The sequence below is a fragment of the Paenibacillus sp. FSL R7-0331 genome (genome assembly GCF_000758645.1).
Classification (GTDB): domain Bacteria; phylum Bacillota; class Bacilli; order Paenibacillales; family Paenibacillaceae; genus Paenibacillus_AQ; species Paenibacillus_AQ camerounensis.
Window position 1 is genome coordinate 1907622 of sequence record NZ_CP009284.1, and the last position, 20974, is coordinate 1928595.

The following is a 20974-nucleotide window of genomic DNA, read 5'->3' on the forward strand; positions in this document are numbered from 1 at the left end:
GGAGGGCAAGTTATATGGAGGCGGCAAAGCATGGAGGCATAAATGTCGCCAAGGCCATCGGTGATTCTTACGGCAAACTGCTGCAGAACAACTCGTACCGGTATTTCGCTCTTATACTGGGCGCACCCGTTAATCTGTTCACGCTGCTTGTCCACCGTGCGCATAAGGCCGGAGATATTCATACTTCCGTCTTGCAGGAGACACGCCAGGAGCTGGTGGCTTCAGGGCTTCAGGAGAAGCTTGAGTCCGAGTTCACGGATCAGCTGCACAGTAAGGCACAGTTCTTCGGGCGCCAGACAAGTGAAACGGAGCTTGCAGGCGAAGCACGTAAGCTTGCGGCAGAACGGTTTGAGCTTATAGCTGCCGAACGTGCGGATGGCAGGCTGAAGGAGAAGGGACTTGCCAGATCAACGTTTATCAGCACCTTTCAGACGCTGCTGCAGCACCCGTTATTTTTACCGTTATCTTTTATTCCGGGCTTGCCCTTATATCTATTAATTCTGCTCTACAGCAGCCCTTATCTTAAATACATATTTGAAAGACTGGTAATGACCGTCTTTGTCATTTTCGGAGTTGCCATCCTTGTATTTACCATTCTGTACATTTCACCTTTTGATCCGGCGGTTAATATTCTCGGCCAAACCGCTACCGACGCGCAGATCGTCGAGTTCAACCGGGTATACGGGCTGGATCAGTCCTATCTCGTACAGCTATGGAACAATATTAAAGGCATTGCGATGTTCGATCTCGGCAAAGCCTTTGCGGGGAATGAGGAAATTGTATCAGCGATCGGCCGGAAATTCCCGGTAACGCTTGAGCTGACGCTGTTCTCGCTGCTGATGGCTGTAGTGATTGCAATTCCGATCGGAATCATCTCAGCAGCCAGGCCAAACTCCTGGTTTGATTATACATTCATGCTCGTTGCGCTGATCGGCCTGTCAATTCCGAGCTTCTGGCAGGGGCTAATCTTTATCCTGGGTTTCTCGATCAAGCTGCAGTGGCTGCCGGCAACCTTTAATCCGGGCAACTGGCTGACCTTTATTCTGCCGGTGGTGGTGCTTGGAACAGGATTAACTGCAGCGATTGCCCGGATGACCCGGGCGTCCACGCTTGAGGTTATCCATGAGGATTACATCATAACGGCAACGGCTAAGGGCCTCAGCAGGCGGACAGTGCTGCTGAAGCATGCTGTACGCAATGCGCTCATCCCGATTGTGACTGTCATCGGGCTGCAGTTCGGGGGCATGCTGGGCGGAGCGGCTGTTACGGAGAAAGTATTCAATATCAGCGGCCTCGGCAGCTACATTGTGGATAAACAGTTCATTCCCGACATTCCGGCCATTATGGGCGGTGTTGTCTACACGGCAATCACTATTTCTCTTATTAACGCATTGATCGATATCTTATACGCCTTTGTGGACCCGCGTATCCGGTCCAAAATGAAACAATACTGATAGCAGGTGAACTTACATGGTTAACACAAACGCCGAAAGGCGTGAAATACAGCTTAGGCTCAAAACCTCCCGGGAGTACCGGCAGGCCGGCTTTGCCTGGACCGGGTCCCTTATCATCACGCTGGTGCTGCTATTCGCAAGCTATGACTGGGAGTCGCACAGCATTAAGCCTTGGGTGGGGATCGCCTGTCTGGTTTACGGGGTTTTTACAATCCTGCAGGTGCTGCTCACTCTGCTCATCCGCAGAGATCTTATTGTCGGGGGTGAAATCCGCAGCATTACCCGTGCTTTGGGCTATGTACAGCTACTCAGTCTGGTGGCGGGCAATGTATTTCTTGCCACTGCAGCCTTTCAGCTGATTCAGAAGCGTAAGTCACCGGAATATACGCTGGCAGTGTACGCTCTGCTGACACAGATTGGGGTCATTGCAATTTCTGCAATCAATCTGTACAAGCCCTACGTAGCGGATACCTTCCTTACGGGAATGTTTATTCTGCTGGCGGTCGCTGTTTTTCACCTGCTGACAGTGATCCTTTCCGCCAGCTTCGTACGGAGACGCCAGGTGCCGGGAGGTATGGTATGGATCGCTTACCCGCTCCTGCTGACCTCGCTGACCGGTAATCTCTTTGCACTTGCGCTGGGAATTATCCTGCTGATCCGTATCCGGAACAGCGGCAACCCTGCGGTCGCCGGCTGGGAGGATGTGCTGGAGCGGCTGACCCGCAATACAACAGCAATGCTGGGTCTGCTGTTCATTGCCTTTTTGTTCTCCGTCTCCGTCTGCAGCTACGTCACCTTTGATTATGGTATGGCGGTGGATAACAATTACTCGCTGATTTTGCAGCCGCCGTCACTGGCGTATCCGCTGGGCACCGATAATTTCGGACGCTGCCTGTTTACACGCATTGTTTTTGGAGCGCGGATCTCTCTAATTGTCGGAGTCATGTCCACTGTTCTGCCGCTGTTCATAGGAGGTACATTAGGGGCGGTCTCCGGTTACTATGGCCGCTATACCGACAACATCATCATGCGTGCGCTTGATGTGCTGTATGCGATTCCGGGTATCCTGCTGGCGATTGCCATCATTGCCGCCTTTGGCGCTAATACGGTCAATCTGATTCTTGCGCTCAGCGTAGGAGCTATTCCGACCTATGCACGGACGATGCGGGCCAATGTGCTGCAGGTGTCCACCTTTGAATATGTGGATGCTGCGCGGGCCTTCGGCTCCAGTAACCGGTCGATTATCTTCAAGCACATCGTTCCGAATTCACTGGCGCCGATGATCGTCAAGGCCACGCTGACCATTGGCGGTGCGGTTATCTCGACAAGCAGTCTCAGCTTCCTGGGGCTGGGAATCGAACCGCATATCCCCGAATGGGGGAATATTCTTAAGCTGGGAAGTACCTATCTTGAGACGAACTCTTACCTGGCGATATTCCCGGGACTGGCGATTATCGCACTTGTACTGTCCTTTAACTTCTTCGGGGACGGGCTGCGGGATGCGCTTGATCCCAAGATGGATTAATTATTGTATTGATTAAGGAAAACTCGTCTTAACCGGCGTTTTTCATAGAGATATTAATAGATACTGGGGAGGAAATTGTAATGAAAAAGAAATCCGCATTGGCGCTGCTACTGACTACGGTAATGGTCCTTGGCGGCTGCTCTGTAGCAACCAAGTCCAATACAGCCGGCAGCTCGGCTGAACCAGCTGCTTCCACTGCTCCGGCAACAGCGCCTGCCGGCGATGGAACACCGGTTAATATTGATGTGCTGGGCATGAGCAGCAATGAGTCTGATCTGAACATTGTCCGCGACCAGCTGACTAAGAACGGCTTCAACGTGAAGCTGAACATTCAACCTGACTATGCAAGCTTCAAAGCCCAGGAGGATGCCGGGAACTATGATGTTTCCTTGTCCGGCTGGACTACTGTAACGGGTAACCCGGATTATGCGGTACGCTCCTTGTTCATAACCGGCGGTGACTACAGCAGACAATCCGACCCTGAGCTTGATGCGCTGATTAACGAAGCGGCTACGCAGACTCCGGAAGAGTACACACAGACCTACAAGGAATTTGAGCAGCGTCTCGTATTTGACGAGGCCCGTATTGCACCACTATATATCTCCCTGAAGAGCCAGGCGGTTAACAAGGAGATTCTTAAGGCGGATTCTGTTAGACTGTCCAAATCCCGAGCTCTCGCATGGGAAGACATTGATTTTAACGACACTGCTAAACGGACTACAGATCCGCTGATTCTGTCCCAGGCGGCATCTACGCTTACCTCTTTGGACCCGATTAAGGGCAATGACGGTTCGATCAACCAGCTGAATACGAATATGTATGTACGCCTGGTCAACCTGACTGACGATGATAAAATTACGTCCGATGCTTCGCTGTCCCGCAACCACACGATTGCAGACGGCAACCAGGACTACTACTTTATTCTGCGTGATGATATCCATTTTGCCAAAATCGAGAATAAAAAAGCGGTGGATACCGGGGAGCGTGTAGGCGGCGACGATGTTGTATTCTCACTGGACCGCGCCAAGAACAAGGACTCTGTGCCGGATCACCGTACTTACAGCCTGCACGAGCATATTAATACTGTTGAAGTATTCACAGACCTGAACGCGCTGGACTCTATTAAGGTGGCAGGCGGAAACGGTACGGTTAAAGAAGCGCTGGAAAAAGGTCTGGATGCACCGATCTCCGAGCTGGTAGCTGATAAGAAGCAGGCTGACAACGCAAAAGGGAAATATCAGGTTATTAAGCTGACTACTACCGAGCCGTTCCCGCAGGTGCTGAACTATCTGGCGCATCAATCGGCTGGTATTGTCTCCAAGAAGCAGGTAGAGAGCATCAACACTTATGATGTAGCTACATTTGACGTTAACAAGGACATCCCTTACGGTGACCAGAACACAGTAACAGAAGGCGACAAGTACAACAACACGCTGTATACCAGCGGCCCATACATTCTGTCCTACAAGAACGACTATGAAGGGATCTTCCTGAAGAACCCTGCATACCAGAAAGGCACAGACAACGAAGCGCTGATTGATCAGGTTAATGTCCGCTTCATTGCCGATGCTGACAGCACCTTGTCTGCTCTGCGCAGCGGTGAGATCTATGTGTACTACGGCGTGCCTGAAACGAAGTATGACGTTGTTGAAGGCGACAGCAAGCTGCAGCTTAAGAGCATCCCGAGCAACGGGGTGAGCTACCTGCTGTTCAATACGCAGAACCGGGAAGTGGCGAATAGTGTAGATCTCCGTAAAGCGGTGCTCTACTCCATCAATCAGGATGAAATTCTGGCCTTCTACAACGGTAAAAAGATTAAGGCGGTTTCCACCGTCAGCCCGCTGATCGACACAGGAAATGTGCTTACAGCCGATCCGGCAAAAGTGCAGGAATTCCTGGCAGCCTACAAGGCTTCCAAGTAAGTCCGCACAGGAAAAACAGTAATCCAAAAGAAGCCCCGCCAGTCAGCTTGAAGCTGAGGGACGGGGCTTTTCTTTATACCATACGATGCTCTACTTATAATCACACACGAAGTCTGTGAACCCGGCGGATGCCCCCTCACCGCAGGCATACAGCCCGATCAGTACGCCGGTAAAGCCGCCGGCCACCTCGGAGGAAAGGTATTTGGTATGCGCCGTTCCGAGCGGCAGCTCTCCGCCGTCTGCCTGCTTAAGGAAGAAGCTATAGCGTTCAGCTGCAGATTTGATAATCAGCGTCGCTTCCTGCGTGTCATTCAGCTCAGCAGTATGCTCGACCGATTTGACATCCCCGATGTTCAGCCGCTCAATTACCCGGCAGCCGTCCTGGTCTTGGATGACTGCCAGATCATAGTGATGCAGCTCATCCATGTACAATGTAAGGCCGGCCTCGCCGCTGCCGGTGAGCTTCACCTTGCAGGAAATGACGGCATCGAAGTCTCTCTGCCGGATACCGATAAAGGTAGGGGAAGCCGGTACATCCAGGGTAATTCCGGTTCCTGTCAAGGTTGCTTTTTCAGGCTCCAGCTTGTAATTCTCTGTCGCCGGATGGCGGAGATAACACCAGTCAAGGCTCCAGTCCGTGTTGCCGAAGGTATACTGCTTCTTGTCCGCCTGGACTATATTTTCCGGGAAACGGTCTGTCTCGAAGCTGCTCAGTGTGGTGCCGTTATGCCCTGCGGTGAACCAGCCGTCCTCATCAAAGGTAACCGGAGTAAGGAACACCTCGCGTCCCAGGTGATGGAAGGTCAGCCAGCGGCCGGTCTGGCGGAAGCCCAGATGCAGCATCCACCAGTTACCCTCAGGGTCCTGGATAAGGTCGCCGTGTCCGACACCCTGCAGCTCATAGCCGCCCAGATTGCGGTTGGTCAGCACCGGATTGTGCGGATAGGACTCGAACGGGCCGGACAGCTGCTCGCCCCGGGCGTAAATAACCATATGTCCATACTCGGTGCCGCCTTCAGCCGCCATCAGATAATAACGTCCGTTGATAAGGTACATATGGGGACTTTCCAGATAACGTCCGCCGGTACCCTGCCAGATCGTCCGGCTCGGGGAGAGCTTCTGTCCGGTAGCGATATCGATCTCACATTGGACAACTCCGCCAACACCGTTGTCGTCCTGGCCGTTGCTCATAAAGTAGGCTCTGCCGTCTTCAAAATACAGATCCGGATCAATTCCCCCCTGGTCAACAAAAATAGGCTCTGACCATTCCCCGTAGATATCATCAGTCCATACATAAAAGTTCTGGCGCAGTGAATCATTGGTTGTCGTCATATAGAAGCGTCCGTTGTTGTAGCGGATCGTAGGGGCGAATACCCCGCCGGAGCTGCCTACTTCTCCAAGCTGTACCTGGCTCTCCCGGGTAAGGCAATGGCCAATCTGCGTCCAGTTGATCAGATCCTTGCTCTCAAACAGCGGAACGCCGGGGAAGAATTGAAAGGAGCTGCAGACCAGATAATAAGTATCTCCTGCCCTGCAGACACTCGGATCCGGATAAAAGCCTTTAATGACCGGGTTGTTGTATATCATAATATTCCACCTCGTTATGAATTCTTATATATGTGAATCTAATATGTTCACTGACTAATGAAATTAAACATTATTGACTGTAATCTTGCAATGGCTTAGGGTTGTCTGGGAATGTTAAATCAATTAAATTAATAAATATATGAATTCAATTGCAGGGGATGGATGACACCTATGATTAGGGCGAACGGGGAAACGCAGTATCTGCCGCTGTATGAAGCACTGGCAAGCGAGGTGAGATGGCGGATTATGAGCCTGATAGCCGGGCAGGAGATGAATATGAAGGAGATTGCGTCCAGGCTGGAGCTCAGCCCTTCTATTGTGACTATGCATATCCGCAAGCTGGAGCAGGCCGGGCTGCTGGGGAGCCGCAGAGTCCGGCTGAACGGAGGTACACACAAGCTGTGTTTTCTAAAGGAAAAGCATATTGAAATCGATCTGCCATCGGTTCACCGCAATGCGAAAGTCAGGGAGCAGAGTATTTCTGTGGGCCACTATACCTCATTCGAGATTCATCCTACCTGCGGGCTTGGTACACATGAGATGGAGATCGGCGTGTGGGATGATCCGCGCTACTTCTATGATCCGGAGCGGGTGAACGCGGCGATCCTGTGGTTCGGCAAAGGCTATGTGGAGTATAAAACACCGAATTATCTGCTCTCCGGCCAGAATGTCGAAGCGCTTGAAATTTCGATGGAGCTGGCCTCTGAAGCGCCGGGCCTGAGGGATGACTGGCCGTCGGATATCAGCTTCACCTTCAACGGTATCCCGCTCGGAACCTGGACCAGCCCCGCTGACTTCGGCCGGGCCGCCCGCGGCAAATACACTCCGTCATGGTGGCACCGGAATGTGAATCAGTACGGTCTGCTCAAGACCATACGTATCGACGCCTCAGGCACATGGATTGACGGGGAGCGGATGTCGGAGGTGACCGTCCATGATGTACGGCTCCAGGAGCCGTTCTGGACGCTGCGTTTTGCGGTTGAAGAGCAGGCAGTGCATGTCGGCGGACTAACACTGTACGGGGCCGGATTCGGCAATCACGACCAGGATATTGTGATCCGGGTGCAGCTGGAGGGCTGATAGTGCTGATAGTGCTGGGATTGGATGTGCCTTGGGCGACTGAAAGAATACTGAACTAAGTGGAAAATCGCCATCTAATTCAGGACAATCTGCAAGTGGAAGGAATTTAGTCGGAAAAAGGTAACTTATTCCTGCTGTTTTTGCTCTCAAGTGGCTTTTTGGTTGAATTTAAGTGGCGATTTTCCAGCTAAATATCAATAATTATGGAAAATAATGAAATTAGATGGCGAAAATCCAACTATATAGATTGAACTTTAAAAAATAGTTCAATCTATATAATTATCGGAGGGCCCCCGCACGAATCTGCCCGCGAGTAGACAACAGATTACCGGCTGTTCCGGCAGCGGCCCCGCTTGCAGCTGGAGCAGCTGTGAAGTACACTTTCAGTATCTGATGCTAAGGACGTGTTATGGATGAATGCAGAAAGGGTAATGCAGGAGCTCGAAGCCCTCGGCAAGGAGCGCACGAAGAAAATGTATTGCTCAAACGGTGCGCAGGAGCCGCTGTTCGGCGTGGCGACAGGGGCGATGAAGCCGATTTTCAAGCAGACCGGGATTAATCAGGAGCTGGCCGAACAGCTGTACGCAACAGGTAACTACGACGCCATGTATTTTGCCGGAATCATTGCTGATCCGAGTGGCATGACCGAAGCTGATTATGAACGGTGGATGGACGGTGCCTACTTTTATATGCTGTCCGATTTTGTGGTGGCGGTGACGCTGGCGGAGGCAGATATTGCCCAGCAGGTAGCCGATAAATGGATCGCCAGCGGCGAGGACCTGCGGATGTCAGCGGGCTGGAGCTGTTACTGCTGGCTGCTCGGCAGCCGGAAGGACGCGGAATTTGATACAGACAAGCTGGCCGGCATGCTGGGGCTGGTGAAGAATACCATTCACGATGCGCCCGAACGTACCAAATATTCCATGAATAACTTCCTCTACACGGTGAGCACATCTTATGTGCCGCTTCATGAGCAGGCTGCCGTAACAGCTAAAGGGGTTGGACCGGTAGAAGTCGGAGACGGCAAGGGAAAGAGCAAGCACATTCATGCCTATGCGAATATTGAGAAGGCGATGGATAAAGGGCAGAAGCCCGGGTTTAAGCGCCGGCATGTGAGGTGCTGAGGATTCGCAGAATGGTTTATGTATAAAGGGAAATTTCTTGAAGGACAAGCCGCCGGCTTGTCTCTTTTTATGGCTTTAGCCAGTTGAGCGCTTGAAACGCAGGAACCAAAAAACACCCAAAAATTTTGGGTAGAAGAGGTACTATGTAAGTACAGTAGGTTAGCAATTAGGGGTTATACCCCAAGAGCAAACCACCCGTTGGACGGGTGGTACAGATTTGAAAATGCCCTTGAGTTCACGCAATATACACTGTCAGAATTTAGCGCGGCAATGAATTAAAAAAATAGCTAACATATGCGCGTTATATAAGCTATAATAAGGTCTAAAAAAATAAAAAAATGGGGTCAGTACATGAATCAACAAAAAGGTCAACAAAGCCTGCTGACGGAGAAAAAAGAACGTTTCTCCAACAGCGGCTTCATTTTTGCGGCCATCGGCAGCTCGGTGGGTCTGGGGAACATGTGGAAGTTTCCTTATATAACAGGGGAAAACGGGGGCGCAGCCTTCTTCCTGCTCTTTATTGTCTGTCTGGTGCTGATCGGTCTGCCGGTGCTGCTGGCTGAGCTGGCTATCGGACGCAGCGGACGCGGAAGCGCCGCAAGCTCGTTCATCCGTGCCGGTGGCGGTAAAGGGTGGAAGGTAGCCGGAATATTACAGGTAATCGCACCGTTTCTGATACTTTCCTTCTATGTCATTGTTGCTGGCTGGACCCTGCAGTATGCGGTCATTTCCTTCAACGGACAGCTGTTTAGTACTACTGATTATGCCGGGGAGTTCGGTTCTTTCGTCTCCGGGTATATGCCGATTGTATGGCAGGGTATTGCGATGCTGATCACAGCGGCTGTCGTTATTCTCGGCGTATCCGGCGGGATTGAGAAGTTTAACAAAGTCTTGATTCCGGGCCTTGTCGTGCTGCTGATTGTCCTGATGATCCGTGCAGTTACACTGCCGGGCTCATCTGCAGGCGTGTCATTCTTCCTTAAACCGGACTTCTCGGTGCTGACCGCGGAATCCGCTCTGGTAGCTTTGGGACATGCCTTCTTCTCATTATCGCTCGGGATGGGGATTCTGCTGACTTATGGCTCATATGTGGACAAAAACCAGTCACTCGGCAGCGCCACACTGGCGATCGGCGCAGGTGATTTGCTCTACGCGTTCATTGCCGGTCTGATCATTTTCCCGACAACGTTCTCGTTCGGCATTGCTCCAGACCAGGGGCCTTCGCTGATCTTTGTCGCGCTGCCTGCAGCGTTCTCTGCGATGCCATTCGGCGCCTTCTTCGGCGGGCTGTTCTTTATCCTGCTGGCCATTGCGGCGCTGACCTCGGCTGTATCCCTGCTTGAAGTTCCGGTATCCTACGCTATGGAACGCTTCCGCTGGAGCCGTCCGCGTGCGGTCTGGATTCTGTCGCTGGTCTGCTTCCTGGTCGGTGTTCCGTCCGCTATGTCGCTGGGGATGTTCCCTGAGCTTACGTTCGGGGGCAAAGCGCTGTTTGACTGGATGGACTTTATTACCTCCAATATCATGCTGCCGCTGGGCGGCCTGCTGATTACTCTCTTTGCCGGATACTTCTGGAAAGGCGCGGCGGATGCAGCCGGACTTAATGCCCGCTGGTTCCGCATTTGGCTGTTCACCCTGCGTTATGTGGCTCCGGTGCTTGTCTTCCTGGTGCTGCTGCATACGTCGGGGATCATCAAATTCTAAGCTGAGTATACGTATGTAAGCCTCCGGGATTTATCCCGGGGGCTTTTTGCTGTACAGGCCATTAGCCTGTTCATTAGATTTTATTACATTAGCTTATTATGTCTCCATCCCCCGCATCCCCTTTATGCTTGACAAAGTACAAAGTACTTCACATACTTAATAATCAATTCAGGGCAGGCTGCCCTGGTTTTATGTAAGCGCTAACCGATGCCAGATGTAGAGGAGCTAACCTATGCTTGGACTAATCAAACGGATGAAGATTTTCCACCGGCTGGTGTTTTTTATGCTGCTGCTGATCCTGCTGGTATGTGCCGGATTTCTGGCGGTCACAACGCTATCTTTCAAAACCTATGATGAAATGCTATACGAGCAGGCTTCCCGCGCCATGAACCTGTCTGTCTCCGGTATCGAGAACGAGATCAGCAATATCGAGGAGCTGTCGATGAATATGGCGCTGGATTCCAGAATCCAGGAGCAGCTGGTCAGCATACAAGGGGGAATCTCCGCCTACGAACGCACGGTCCGGACAACGGATTTCAAAAATAAAATTGCACAATATATGTTCTCAGAGGAGAGTATCGCCTCCATCCGGTTCCTGAATACAAGCGGCTATGACTTTTTGGTCGGGCAAAATAGAGTTATGAATCAAGAGGAGGACGTTGACGGGATTGTCCGGACTGCACATGAACGGCAGGGCTCCGGTGTCTGGATTGAACCGCAGCAGACGGATGAGGGGCTGACGCTGGCCCGGGAGGTCCGGTCGATTTTTGAGCCGATTCTGGAGCCGCTGGGTACGCTGATTTTTCAGATTGATTACCAAAGGCTGGTGGAGCGCCATTTCAGGCCGGAATCCAGCACAGCAACAGAGCTGTTTGTATTATCCGGGTCACGTATGCTGTACCGTCCTGCGTCTGAGAGCCTTCAGCGCTTTGAAATTGCGGCAATCCCGTTGACCGGCAGCACAGGCTCCCTTTTGCAGCATATTAACGGTAAGCCTTATTTTCTTGCTTATAAGCAATCCCCGGCGACGGGTTGGACCTATATCAGCGTAATTCCCTACGACGAAGTATTCCAGGAGAAAAAAGTGCTGCGAAACACCATTCTGCTGATTGCGGGAGCACTCCTTATAATTGCCTGTACCATCAGCTATCTGTTCGCTAAAAGCTTCACCCGCCCGATCAACCAGCTGGCCAGACAGATGCGCAGTGCCGAGAAGGGAGATTTCAGTGCTTCCCTGCTGGATATCCGTGCGGCTGCACAAATGGACGAGATCGGGTATCTGCACAAAAGGTTCAACAGCATGATCCGTAATATCGAGCAGCTGATCGACGACAATTACAAGAAGCAGATTGTGATCAAGGATACGGAGTACCGGGCGCTTCAGGCGCAGATCAATCCGCATTTTCTCTACAATACGCTGAATTCGATCAACTGGATGGCCCGGATGCGCAGTGATGAGGTCATCTCCACAATGGTGGAGTCCCTCAGCCAGCTGCTTCGTGGGGCGATGGATAACAAGCGTACCATGGTGACCGTCCGTGAGGAGCTTGAGCTGATTAGCAGCTATATGTATATCCAGAAGGTTCGCTATGGCAAGCGGATTGCTTTCAGTACGGAGGTGGAGAGCGGAGCAATGGACAGTCTGATTCCGAAGTTTGCACTGCAGCCGGTTGTTGAGAATGCAGTGTATCATGCCGTAGACCAGACAGCAGGGGTATGCCATATTCTTATCCGCTGCGAGACCGCGCGTGACGGGGAGGACCTTGTCTTTGCCGTCAGTGACGACGGGCCCGGCATCGGCGCGGATTATCTGGAGCGTCTGCGGAGTCTGGATTATGAGGCTAAAGGGACGGGAATCGGTCTGCGGAACATCCATGAGCGGCTGCAGCTGGCTTTTGGCGGGGAGTACGGCATTGGCATTGAGAGCGAGCCCGGCAAAGGAACCTGTGTGCGGATTACGATACCTAAAGGAGGCAGCGGCGATGTATAAAGTACTGCTCGTTGATGATGAGGAGCTGGTGGTGCAGGGGATTTCCAGCCTGATTCCCTGGGAGAAGAACGGGTTCCGGCTGCTTGAGCCGGCCTATAACGGAGCGGAGGCGCTGGAGCGGTTCCGCCGGGAACCGGCTGACATCGTGATTACAGACATCCGCATGCCGCTGATGAACGGACTGGACTTGATCCGGCAGCTCAGGGCAGAGTCTCCGCACACGGAGTATGTCGTCTTGTCCGGTTACGGTGAATATGACTATACAAGCGAAGCGATGGCCCAGGGGGTGAAGCATTATCTGCTGAAGCCAAGCAATGAGACCAAAATTCTCGAGGTTCTGCACACCGTGGCCGCCGAGCTGAAACGCCGGTCGGAGCATGCGGAATTTGTGGAGCGGCTGCAGAATGATTTTAAAAAGGTGCTGCCCCATGTAAAAGAACAGCTGCTGCGCGATATTGTGCTCACCGGCATGTACAACAAGCAGGACTGCGATTATTTCATGGATCTGTTCATGATTGAGCAGCAGCTGTTCAAGCTGGTGCTGTTTGGCATCCACGGGGAAACGGAGTATATTCATAAATTTGCACTCAGGAATATTGCCGGGGAAGTATTTAAGGATGAGGGGGCCTATTTAACGACAGTAGTGCGGGACCAGGTGCTGCTGCTTATAAAGGCAGTTGATTTCGGGCAGCTCTCAGCAAAGGTCAAGCAGGTTCAGCGGATTTATAAAGCTTATTACAAGCTTGAATGCTTTGTAGCGGTCAGCAATGAAGGGGGCTTCACAGCGATCCGCTCCATGTACGATACGGTGAGACGCTGCCTGAGCTTTGGGCTGCCCTTTCAGGAGGGCTTCATCGTGACTCCGCAGGATGTGCCGGATGCCGAAAAGGAGCTTCCAGTGGATGCAGCCAATGTATCGGAACGGCTGGTGCTGGCTGTCCGTGCCGGCAATGCGGCGGAGATAAGCGAGACAATTAATGAAGCAGGCGGACTGCTGGTAAGCGGTGTACATGATCCGGCGGCTGCACGGAAATTGTGTCTGGAGCTGTTTCTGGCGGTAATCCGGCAGAGTGAAGGAGGGCTGGATGAGTACGTGACAGCTATACCGCAGCTGTATAACATGCCTTCCCTGCGCGAAGCCTTTCAGCTGCTGGAGGAAACGGCGCTGGAGCTGGCTGCACGCCATTCCGGCCGGACAGCTAAACGGCAGAATGATCTGATCGACTCGGTGCTGCAGATTGTGCAGGAGAATCTCGGCAATCCCGATTTATCGCTGAAGTGGATCGGCAGCGAGCTGCTCTATGTAAATGTGGATTACCTGGGCAAAATGTTCACCAGAAAAACCGGCAGTAAATTTTCCGGTTACCTGCTGCAGCTGCGGATGGAATCGGCCAAAAGGCTGATGGAGCAGGAGCGGGAGCTGAGGATTTATGATATTGCGGTCATGCTGGGGTATCCGGAGGACGCCCAATATTTCTCCAAGCTGTTCAAGAAATATACCGGCATGACGCCGACGGAATATATGCGCGGCAGTGAGGGGCAGAAGCAGCAGCCTTCCTGAAAGAACTCGATTTCTTTCAGGAAGAACCTCTGTTTTTTCCATGTTGGAGAAGCGCGAAGCGGTGTATTTTAGATATAGAAACGTATTGCAGCATCCGGGCCCGGACAACACAGATACGTTCAGGTTACAAATAACAACAATAGAGGGGCGCTAACCAATGAAGAGACGTTTTTCCAGTATGATGATTGCGGCTGCTGCCGGTATCCTTGCGCTTACCGGGTGTTCAGGGGGCAATTCGAATACAGCAGAGCCGGGCGGAAGCGCGCAGCCTGCCGGTCAAACCGTAAGCAGCAGTACACCGGATGCCGGGGGCAATCTCCGGATTATCTGGTGGGGCAACCAGGAACGGCATGATTTGACGTCCAAGGTGCTCGATCTCTACGCCAAGACCCATCCGGGGACCACCTTCGCACCGGAATATCAGGGCTTTGACGGGTATTTCCAAAAGCTTACGCTGCTTGCCGCCTCCAACAATATGCCTGATGTGGTTAATTTTTATGTGGGCTCCAGCGATTCGAACCAGTTCCTGGACAAAGGGCTGCTGGAGCCGATGGATCAATATGTTGAAAACGGTACCATCGATGTTGCGGATATCGGGGAAAATACATTGTCCGGCGGAAGAGGTGCTGACGGCAAGCTGTACGGGATACCGCTTGGCGTTAATGCCAGAGTGATGATTGTCGATCCGGCAGCGTACGAGAAAGCCGGCCTGACTATTCCTGGGCAAGGATATGCTAACTGGGAAGCGCTGCATGACGATCTGGCTAAGCTGAAGGAGGTCACCGGTGCTTACGGTGCAGATGATCTGTTCAACATCAATTTCACGCTTGCGTATTATGCCCGCCAGTTTGGCCAGACAATCGCAGCTGAGGAGAAGGGAATCGGCTTTGACGAGAAGCTGTACACGGATTTCTTTACTTACCGGCAGGGGTGGTCCAAGGAGGGGCTGATACCGAAGATGGATGCTTCCTTGTCAGTCAAGAACCCGGAGGAATCCTTCCTGGTAAAAGGCCAGTCTGCGGTCATGGTCGCCTACACGAACCAGTATCCCGGGATTGTCAAGGCAGCGGGCAGACCGCTGCAGATGATTCTGATGCCTGGTCCGGATTCGGATAAAGCAATGGATGTGCGGCCGGGCATGCATTTCTCCATCTCGGTCAATTCCACGCACAAAGAAGCAGCTGCCAAATTTATCAGCTATTTCGTCAACGATGTGGAAGCCAATAAGATCCTGAATGCCAACCGCGGCATGCCGGTCTCAAGCGCTGTGCGCGCTGCCCTGATGGAGCAATTCGAGCCGGAAATGAAGGCGGTAGCGGATTATATGGAAGTCGTAGCAGAGCATAGCGGCCCGCTTGATCCGCCTGCCCCGGCAGGAGCGACTGAAATTGATAAGCTTATGGTGGATCTGGAGCAGCAGATTATGTACGAGCAGACCTCCATTAAGGATGCCTATGCGAAGCTGACGCAGGAAGCGGCGGCGATTGTAGCCAGAAACAAGCAATAACATACAACAGCGGCCGGCTTCTGATTACGGTGAAGCAGCCGGCCGCAGACAGGTGTGATGAAGCTAATGGCACAAAAGGCCGTCAAAGCAGGTTATGAGAACCGGACAGGCTATCTGTTTATTTTACCGTGGATTATAGGCTTTACCGCATTTACGCTCATCCCGTTTGTGGCTTTATTCTATTTCGCCTTTACTGATTATGATCTCTTGTCATCACCCGGCTGGGTCGGGCTGGATAACTTTATCCGCATGTTCACAGTGGATGAGAAGTTCCTGACCAGCCTGAAGGTTACATTCTTCTATGTGCTGACTGCGATCCCGCTCCGCCTAATCTTTGCTTTATTCATTGCGATGCTGCTGAACATGAAGATCAGGTTTGTGGGCTTATACCGCACAGCCTTCTACATTCCCTCCATCATCGGAGGCAGTGTAGCGGTGGCGGTCATGTGGGGCCAGCTGTTTGGCCTGAACGGGGCCGTTAACGGAATCATCGGCCTGTTCACCGGCGCGAGCCCCAATACCTCATGGATTGCCAATCCTGATACGGCGCTGTGGACACTGATCCTGATGGCGGTCTGGCAGTTCGGCTCGCCGATGATCATTTTTCTGGCCGGGCTCAAAAATATTCCCGATTCCTATTATGAAGCAGCGGTTGTTGACGGGGCGAACGGCTTCCACCGTTTTGTCAAAATTACGCTTCCCCTGCTGACTCCGGTCATCCTGTTCAATCTGGTTATGCAGATTATCGGCGGCTTCATGACCTTTACCCAGGGGCTTATTATTACGTCAGGCGGACCGCTGGACCGGACTTTATTCTATCAGCTGTATGTATACCGGCAGGGCTTTGAGTTTCTGGACATGGGCTATGCGGCGGCCTTATCCTGCTTCCTGCTGCTTATTGTTGCCGTACTGACCGCGCTTGTCTTTAAGTCATCCTCCGCATGGGTACATTACGAGTCGAAAGGATAGCCGCTATGATGCCAAATACAAAAAAAAATGCCAGCAGGCTGACGGTCCACCTGGTATGCCTCCTGATCGGGATCGTCTCGCTGTATCCGCTTGTCTGGATGGTGGCCAGCTCCCTGAAAGAAAGCTCCCAGGTGTTTGTAAGTGCGCATTCACTGATTCCAGCCAGCTGGGACTTCGGCAGCTATATCAGCGGCTGGCGCGGGTTTGCCGGAATTACCTTCGGGACCTTTTTCAAGAATACCGTTATTATTGTCTGCTCTGTAGTCGCAGGGACCCTTGTCTCCTGCTCCCTGATCGCTTACGGCTTCGCCAGAATACCATTCAGGCTGAAGGGCTTCTGGTTCGCAACCGTCATGCTGACGCTGCTGCTGCCGGGGCAGATTGTACAGATTCCGCAGTATATTATTTTTTACAAAATGGGCTGGGTCAATACCTTTCTGCCCTTAATCGTGCCGGCCTTTTTCGGCTCAGCGTTCTTTATCTTCCTGCTGCTGCAGTTTATCCGCACCATTCCCTATGAGCTTGATGAAGCGGCCAAAATTGACGGCTGCAGCCGGTTCGGCATTTTCTCCCGGGTTATTCTGCCGCTGATCAAGCCGGCGCTGGTCACCGCGGCCATCTTTGAATTTTACTGGGCCTGGGATAACTTCTTCGGTGCGCTGATCTATCTGGGCAGACCACAGCTGTATACGCTCAGCGTTGCCCTCCGGCTGTTCGCCGACCCGAGCTCCGGCACGGACTGGTCTGCCATGTTCGCAATGGCTACATTGTCGCTCATTCCGCCAATTCTGGTCTTCTTCATATTCCAGCGTTATATTGTTGAAGGAATCAGCACAACGGGATTAAAAGGATGAACGGCCAGTGTGATGAGGCTGGCTCCAGCTGTTTCGACAGCACAATAAACATGCGGTGCGCTGATAACAGCGTACCGCATGTTTTGCTTTTACCGGAATATCCAGACCCCGGCTACCCTTTCACCGCACCAATCATGACACCCTTCTCGAAATACTTCTGCACAAAAGGATACACAACCAGGATCGGTACCGTTGCTACGATAATCGTAGCGTATTTGATCGTCTCCCCAATCATGAACTGGTCGGCAGAGCTGGCTCCGGTGGACATATTGTCGGTGGAATTGGCGATCAGGATCTCGCGGAGCACCAGCTGCAGCGGGAACAGGTTCCGGTCCTTCAGGAAAATGGAGGCATAGAACCATGCGTTCCATTTCTCTACTGCATAATAGAGGATCATAACGGCTATTACCGGCTTGGACAACGGCAGGATGATCCGGAACAGAATCGTCAGATGGTTAGCCCCGTCTATCTTTGCCGATTCCTCCAGACTCTCGGGGATGGCCGAGAAGGAGGTGCGCATGATGATCAGGTTGAACGTGCTCACGGCGAATGGAACAATGGTGGCCCACAGGGAGTCGATCAGGCCGACATTTTTGACGATCAGGTAGAGCGGAATCAGTCCGCCATGAAAGAACATGGTGAAGATAATCAGGAAGGTGAACAGATTGTTCCACATCACGTTCCGTCTGGATAATACGTAGGCTGCGACCGCAGTCAGGAACAGGTTGAGCGTGACCCCGACAACGAGAATGAACAGCGTATTTCCATACCCCTTGATGATGCCGGGATTACTGAATACACTCTTATAGGCTTCAAGGCTGAAGCCCAGCGGCTTAAACAGAAAGCCCTTGTTCGCAACCAGCTGCGAGGACTCACTGAAGGAAGCGAAGGTGACGTACAGCAGCGGATACAGGGTAACGATGACCAGCAGAATGAGTGCGGTATTAATAATCCAGTCAAAAGCTTTATTTTTCAGGCCGTTTTCGGCTTGCATCATATTTTCCTCCTACCATAAGCTGCTCTTGTTGACTTTACGGCTGATATAGTTGGCCGAGATGAGCAGAATCAGATTCACAAGCGAGTTGAACAGGCCGACGGCCGAGCTGTAGCTCCAGCCGAATTCGAGCAGACCTTTGCGGTAGACAAAGGAGGAGATGACGTCAGCTGTTTCGTAGGTAACCGGGCTGTAGAGCAGGATGATTTTTTCAAAACCGACGTTCAGCATATTGCCCATCCGGAGAATGAACATGATCGTGATAGTCGGCAGAATCCCCGGGAGCGTGATGTACAGCATCTGCTTCAGGCGGCTGGCACCGTCGATCCGGGCGGCCTCATATTGCTCCTGGTCGATGCCCGCCAGTGCGGCGATGTAGATAATGGATTCCCAGCCGATTTTCTGCCAGATTTCGGACCCGATATAGAGGGGTCTGAACAGGCCCGGCTTCTGCAGCATGGCAGCCCCGTCATAGCCGAACAAGGAGAAGAGGGAATTGAGGATTCCGTTGCTGTTGGTGAAATCGGTAATCATCCCGCAAATAACAACAAGGGAGATAAAATAAGGCATATAGGAAACGGTCTGAACGACCCGTTTGAAGGCCTGGTTTCTGACTTCATTGATCAGCAGCGCAAGAATAATCGGAGCCGGAAACATAAAGATGATGGAATACAGGCTGATGACCACCGTATTCTTCAGAATGCGCCAGAAATAATAGCTGGAGAAAAAGTCCCGGAAGTGCTGGAGCCCGACCCATTCACTGCCCATAATTCCTTTCATCGGTGAAAAATCCTTAAAGGCGATGACTGCCCCGTACATCGGTGCATAGTGGAAAATAACATAGTAGAGCAAGACAGGTATCATCATAAAATACAGCAGCTTGTTCAGCTTGAAATCGCGGATAAAGCGCTGTTTAAAGTTGTTATGTGAAGCTGCGGTTTCGTATCCGCTCATCGGTTCCAGTTTAGACATGGTTTTCTGCTCCTCCTCCTTAAAGGAAGCAGGGAGAGGATGTCTCCCGCCTGCTCCGTTATACCTTCTTTGGTCTAACGCTGCAAATACCGCTCCAGCGCCGCCTGTTTAATTTCAATGGCCCGGGAGAGCTTGACGGACTGCAGTTTATCCAGATACCCGTCATAAGCCTCCAGCGGTTCAGTACCCAGAATGATCTTTAGGGTCATTTCATCTACAAGGGTGTTCACATCCGCCATGATGTTGGCGAATTCTGCACTTTCCTCCGGGGTTGGGGTAACGAGAGGAATCTGGTATTTGGCCATATCCGTTTTTTGCCACGTTGCTACTGCTTCCTGCTGCTCAGGCAGGTTCAGATACTGCTCGGAGACCCGCTTGTCAGAAACAAAAGGCCCCATGGTATTGCCCCGGATATAGAGTGACATCGCCTGAGCCGGAGCCAGCTTCTCAGGATTGTTCATCAGCAGATCAGTAAATACCGGCTCGCCGTTCTCAAGGGTATAGCTGACGCCTTCGGTTCCGAAGTTAAACAGCATACTGCCAGCTTCGCTGTAGCCGTAATCCAGCAGCTTTACTGCAAGCTCGGCATTCTTGGAGGTGGCCGAGATGGCTACCATACCGCCGGTGGACATGAAGTAGTCTCTTTGTCCAAACTTAGGCGTTGTTCCTTTTTCGAGCACCGGATACGGTGCTGCTATAATTGAAGCTGTAGGGTCCTTTTCTTTAATGATCGGCGTCCATTTGCCGATGCCGCCGCCGGAGTTGCCCCAGGTAGCCCCGGTTGCACCTGATGTAATATTCGCATCCATCACCTTGGAATCCACTGTAGCCACATCCTTATCCAGCAGCCCTTCGGCATACCACTGGCGGAACAGGCTCAGGAACTCCTTATAGCCCGGCTCGGCAGGTCCGAATTTAACCTTTCCGTCTTCCAGATAGAAGTCACGGGTAACGCCGAACGCACCTACAAAAGCACCGTTGCCCAGTTCATTGAACACACGCGGCTTGCCGACGAAGGAGATCGGTGCGGCTGCCCCCTTTTTCTCCTTAAACGCTTTCAAGGTTGCTGTCCATTCATCGATCGTTTCAGGCACAGGCAGACCCAGCTCATCCAGCCAGTCCTTGCGGATGACCGGGCCCTGGAATGTCAGGAGGGATTCATCCCCGCGGATAAAAGGAAAGGCATAATAGCTTCCGTTATCGGTTTTGACCATTTTCTCAACCTCGGGATGCTCCTGCAGATACTTTTTGTAATTTGGGGCGTATTTGTCGATCAGGTCATTCAGCTCCAGAATGTAGCCGTCCTTGATTGCTTTCTCCGGTCCGCCGGGGAAGCCGAAAAAGTTATATTCCAGCATATCCGGCAGCTCACCCGATGCCAGCATGACGTTAAAGGATTCATCGATCTGGTTGGTTGGAGGCGCAGTGAAATTCACTTTAATCCCCGTCTGCTTTTGCCATTCCTGATAGAAGGGAACCTCAGCATGCTCTGATCTTACCCCGGTCAGCGCATTCGGCAGAGCTCCCCAATACGTAAGCGTCTTATCTGTCTCAATGGGGTACGTCACTGCCACAGGTTCCGCAGATATATCTGTGGAAGGGGCTGCTTCGTTGTTTCCGTTGTTGCCCGAGCATCCTGCCAGCGTGCTTCCCGCCAAGAGGAATGTCATGAGCGAAAACATGATCTTTCTGCTTGCTCTTCTCATTCTTTGTTAACCTCCCTGAGTGTGT

The 20974-nt window shown here is 52.1% G+C and carries 15 protein-coding genes; 11 read left to right on the forward strand and 4 right to left on the reverse strand.

The window, feature by feature from the left end; translation table 11 throughout:
- The first annotated feature begins 14 nt into the window (after positions 1 to 14).
- From R70331_RS07875 to R70331_RS07885, 3 genes are all read left to right on the forward strand, one after another.
- Complete coding sequence (locus tag R70331_RS07875) at positions 15 to 1454, forward strand: ABC transporter permease (protein ID WP_042174318.1); 1440 nt, start codon at positions 15 to 17, stop codon at positions 1452 to 1454.
- Between the two features lie 16 nt (positions 1455 to 1470).
- On the forward strand, positions 1471 to 2979 hold the full coding sequence (locus R70331_RS07880) for an ABC transporter permease (RefSeq protein ID WP_042174320.1): 1509 nt from the start codon (positions 1471 to 1473) through the stop codon (positions 2977 to 2979).
- An 80-nt stretch (positions 2980 to 3059) separates the two neighbouring features.
- A complete protein-coding gene (locus tag R70331_RS07885) occupies positions 3060 to 4901 on the forward strand; it encodes an ABC transporter substrate-binding protein (protein WP_042174322.1) in 1842 nt (613 codons plus the stop codon).
- Between the two features lie 90 nt (positions 4902 to 4991).
- On the opposite strand, the gene R70331_RS07890 is transcribed toward R70331_RS07885, so the two are convergent.
- Entirely contained in the window at positions 4992 to 6488 is a 1497-nt protein-coding gene (locus tag R70331_RS07890) for a glycoside hydrolase family 43 protein (protein WP_042174323.1), read from the reverse strand.
- Positions 6489 to 6659: 171 nt separating this feature from the next.
- On the opposite strand from R70331_RS07890, the gene R70331_RS07895 reads away from it, so the two are divergent.
- The 8 genes from R70331_RS07895 (at position 6660) to R70331_RS07930 (ending at position 17277) form a co-directional block, all read left to right on the forward strand.
- Positions 6660 to 7568, forward strand: coding sequence for an ArsR/SmtB family transcription factor (locus tag R70331_RS07895; protein WP_042174325.1), 909 nt, complete (start codon positions 6660 to 6662; stop codon positions 7566 to 7568).
- A 413-nt stretch (positions 7569 to 7981) separates the two neighbouring features.
- On the forward strand, positions 7982 to 8692 hold the full coding sequence (locus R70331_RS07900; RefSeq protein ID WP_042174327.1) for a DNA alkylation repair protein: 711 nt from the start codon (positions 7982 to 7984) through the stop codon (positions 8690 to 8692).
- Positions 8693 to 9043: 351 nt separating this feature from the next.
- Positions 9044 to 10396, forward strand: a complete 1353-nt coding sequence (locus tag R70331_RS07905) for a sodium-dependent transporter (RefSeq protein ID WP_039871137.1) — start codon at positions 9044 to 9046, stop codon at positions 10394 to 10396.
- 232 nt (positions 10397 to 10628) lie between these two features.
- Positions 10629 to 12386: a sensor histidine kinase gene (locus tag R70331_RS07910; protein ID WP_042174329.1), complete on the forward strand. Its 1758-nt coding sequence runs from the start codon at positions 10629 to 10631 to the stop codon at positions 12384 to 12386.
- Complete coding sequence (locus R70331_RS07915) at positions 12379 to 13947, forward strand: response regulator (RefSeq protein WP_042174331.1); 1569 nt, start codon at positions 12379 to 12381, stop codon at positions 13945 to 13947. The genes R70331_RS07910 and R70331_RS07915 overlap by 8 nt, the downstream gene beginning before the upstream one ends.
- Positions 13948 to 14104: 157 nt before the next feature.
- Positions 14105 to 15454, forward strand: coding sequence for an ABC transporter substrate-binding protein (locus tag R70331_RS07920; protein ID WP_052418975.1), 1350 nt, complete (start codon positions 14105 to 14107; stop codon positions 15452 to 15454).
- A gap of 66 nt (positions 15455 to 15520) precedes the next feature.
- Positions 15521 to 16423 (forward strand): carbohydrate ABC transporter permease, encoded by a 903-nt coding sequence (locus R70331_RS07925; protein WP_042174333.1) that lies wholly within the window; start codon positions 15521 to 15523, stop codon positions 16421 to 16423.
- A 5-nt stretch (positions 16424 to 16428) separates the two neighbouring features.
- On the forward strand, positions 16429 to 17277 hold the full coding sequence (locus tag R70331_RS07930) for a carbohydrate ABC transporter permease (protein ID WP_042174335.1): 849 nt from the start codon (positions 16429 to 16431) through the stop codon (positions 17275 to 17277).
- Positions 17278 to 17389: 112 nt separating this feature from the next.
- On the opposite strand, the gene R70331_RS07935 is transcribed toward R70331_RS07930, so the two are convergent.
- From R70331_RS07935 to R70331_RS07945, 3 genes are all read right to left on the reverse strand, one after another.
- Positions 17390 to 18271 carry a carbohydrate ABC transporter permease gene (locus R70331_RS07935; protein WP_042174337.1) on the reverse strand — a complete coding sequence of 294 codons (882 nt, stop codon included), beginning with the start codon at positions 18269 to 18271 and terminating at the stop codon, positions 17390 to 17392.
- A 12-nt stretch (positions 18272 to 18283) separates the two neighbouring features.
- Positions 18284 to 19243 carry an ABC transporter permease gene (locus tag R70331_RS07940; RefSeq protein WP_081947537.1) on the reverse strand — a complete coding sequence of 320 codons (960 nt, stop codon included), beginning with the start codon at positions 19241 to 19243 and terminating at the stop codon, positions 18284 to 18286.
- Between the two features lie 74 nt (positions 19244 to 19317).
- Positions 19318 to 20949 (reverse strand): extracellular solute-binding protein, encoded by a 1632-nt coding sequence (locus tag R70331_RS07945; RefSeq protein ID WP_042174340.1) that lies wholly within the window; start codon positions 20947 to 20949, stop codon positions 19318 to 19320.
- Positions 20950 to 20974 lie beyond the last annotated feature (25 nt).

Bases quoted from the DNA above. Each gene is read 5' to 3' on its own strand.
- R70331_RS07920 (WP_052418975.1), top strand. From the start codon at position 14,105: ATGAAGAGACGTTTTTCCAGTATGATGATTGCGGCTGCTGCCGGTATC.
- R70331_RS07875 (WP_042174318.1), top strand. From the start codon at position 15: ATGGAGGCGGCAAAGCATGGAGGCATAAATGTCGCCAAGGCCATCGGT.
- R70331_RS07905 (WP_039871137.1), top strand. From the start codon at position 9,044: ATGAATCAACAAAAAGGTCAACAAAGCCTGCTGACGGAGAAAAAAGAA.
- R70331_RS07910 (WP_042174329.1), top strand. From the start codon at position 10,629: ATGCTTGGACTAATCAAACGGATGAAGATTTTCCACCGGCTGGTGTTT.
- R70331_RS07900 (WP_042174327.1), top strand. From the start codon at position 7,982: ATGAATGCAGAAAGGGTAATGCAGGAGCTCGAAGCCCTCGGCAAGGAG.
- R70331_RS07915 (WP_042174331.1), top strand. From the start codon at position 12,379: ATGTATAAAGTACTGCTCGTTGATGATGAGGAGCTGGTGGTGCAGGGG.
- R70331_RS07895 (WP_042174325.1), top strand. From the start codon at position 6,660: ATGATTAGGGCGAACGGGGAAACGCAGTATCTGCCGCTGTATGAAGCA.
- R70331_RS07930 (WP_042174335.1), top strand. From the start codon at position 16,429: ATGATGCCAAATACAAAAAAAAATGCCAGCAGGCTGACGGTCCACCTG.
- R70331_RS07885 (WP_042174322.1), top strand. From the start codon at position 3,060: ATGAAAAAGAAATCCGCATTGGCGCTGCTACTGACTACGGTAATGGTC.
- R70331_RS07935 (WP_042174337.1), bottom strand. From the start codon at position 18,271: ATGCAAGCCGAAAACGGCCTGAAAAATAAAGCTTTTGACTGGATTATT.
- R70331_RS07890 (WP_042174323.1), bottom strand. From the start codon at position 6,488: ATGATATACAACAACCCGGTCATTAAAGGCTTTTATCCGGATCCGAGT.
- R70331_RS07880 (WP_042174320.1), top strand. From the start codon at position 1,471: ATGGTTAACACAAACGCCGAAAGGCGTGAAATACAGCTTAGGCTCAAA.
- R70331_RS07945 (WP_042174340.1), bottom strand. From the start codon at position 20,949: ATGAGAAGAGCAAGCAGAAAGATCATGTTTTCGCTCATGACATTCCTC.
- R70331_RS07940 (WP_081947537.1), bottom strand. From the start codon at position 19,243: ATGTCTAAACTGGAACCGATGAGCGGATACGAAACCGCAGCTTCACAT.
- R70331_RS07925 (WP_042174333.1), top strand. From the start codon at position 15,521: ATGGCACAAAAGGCCGTCAAAGCAGGTTATGAGAACCGGACAGGCTAT.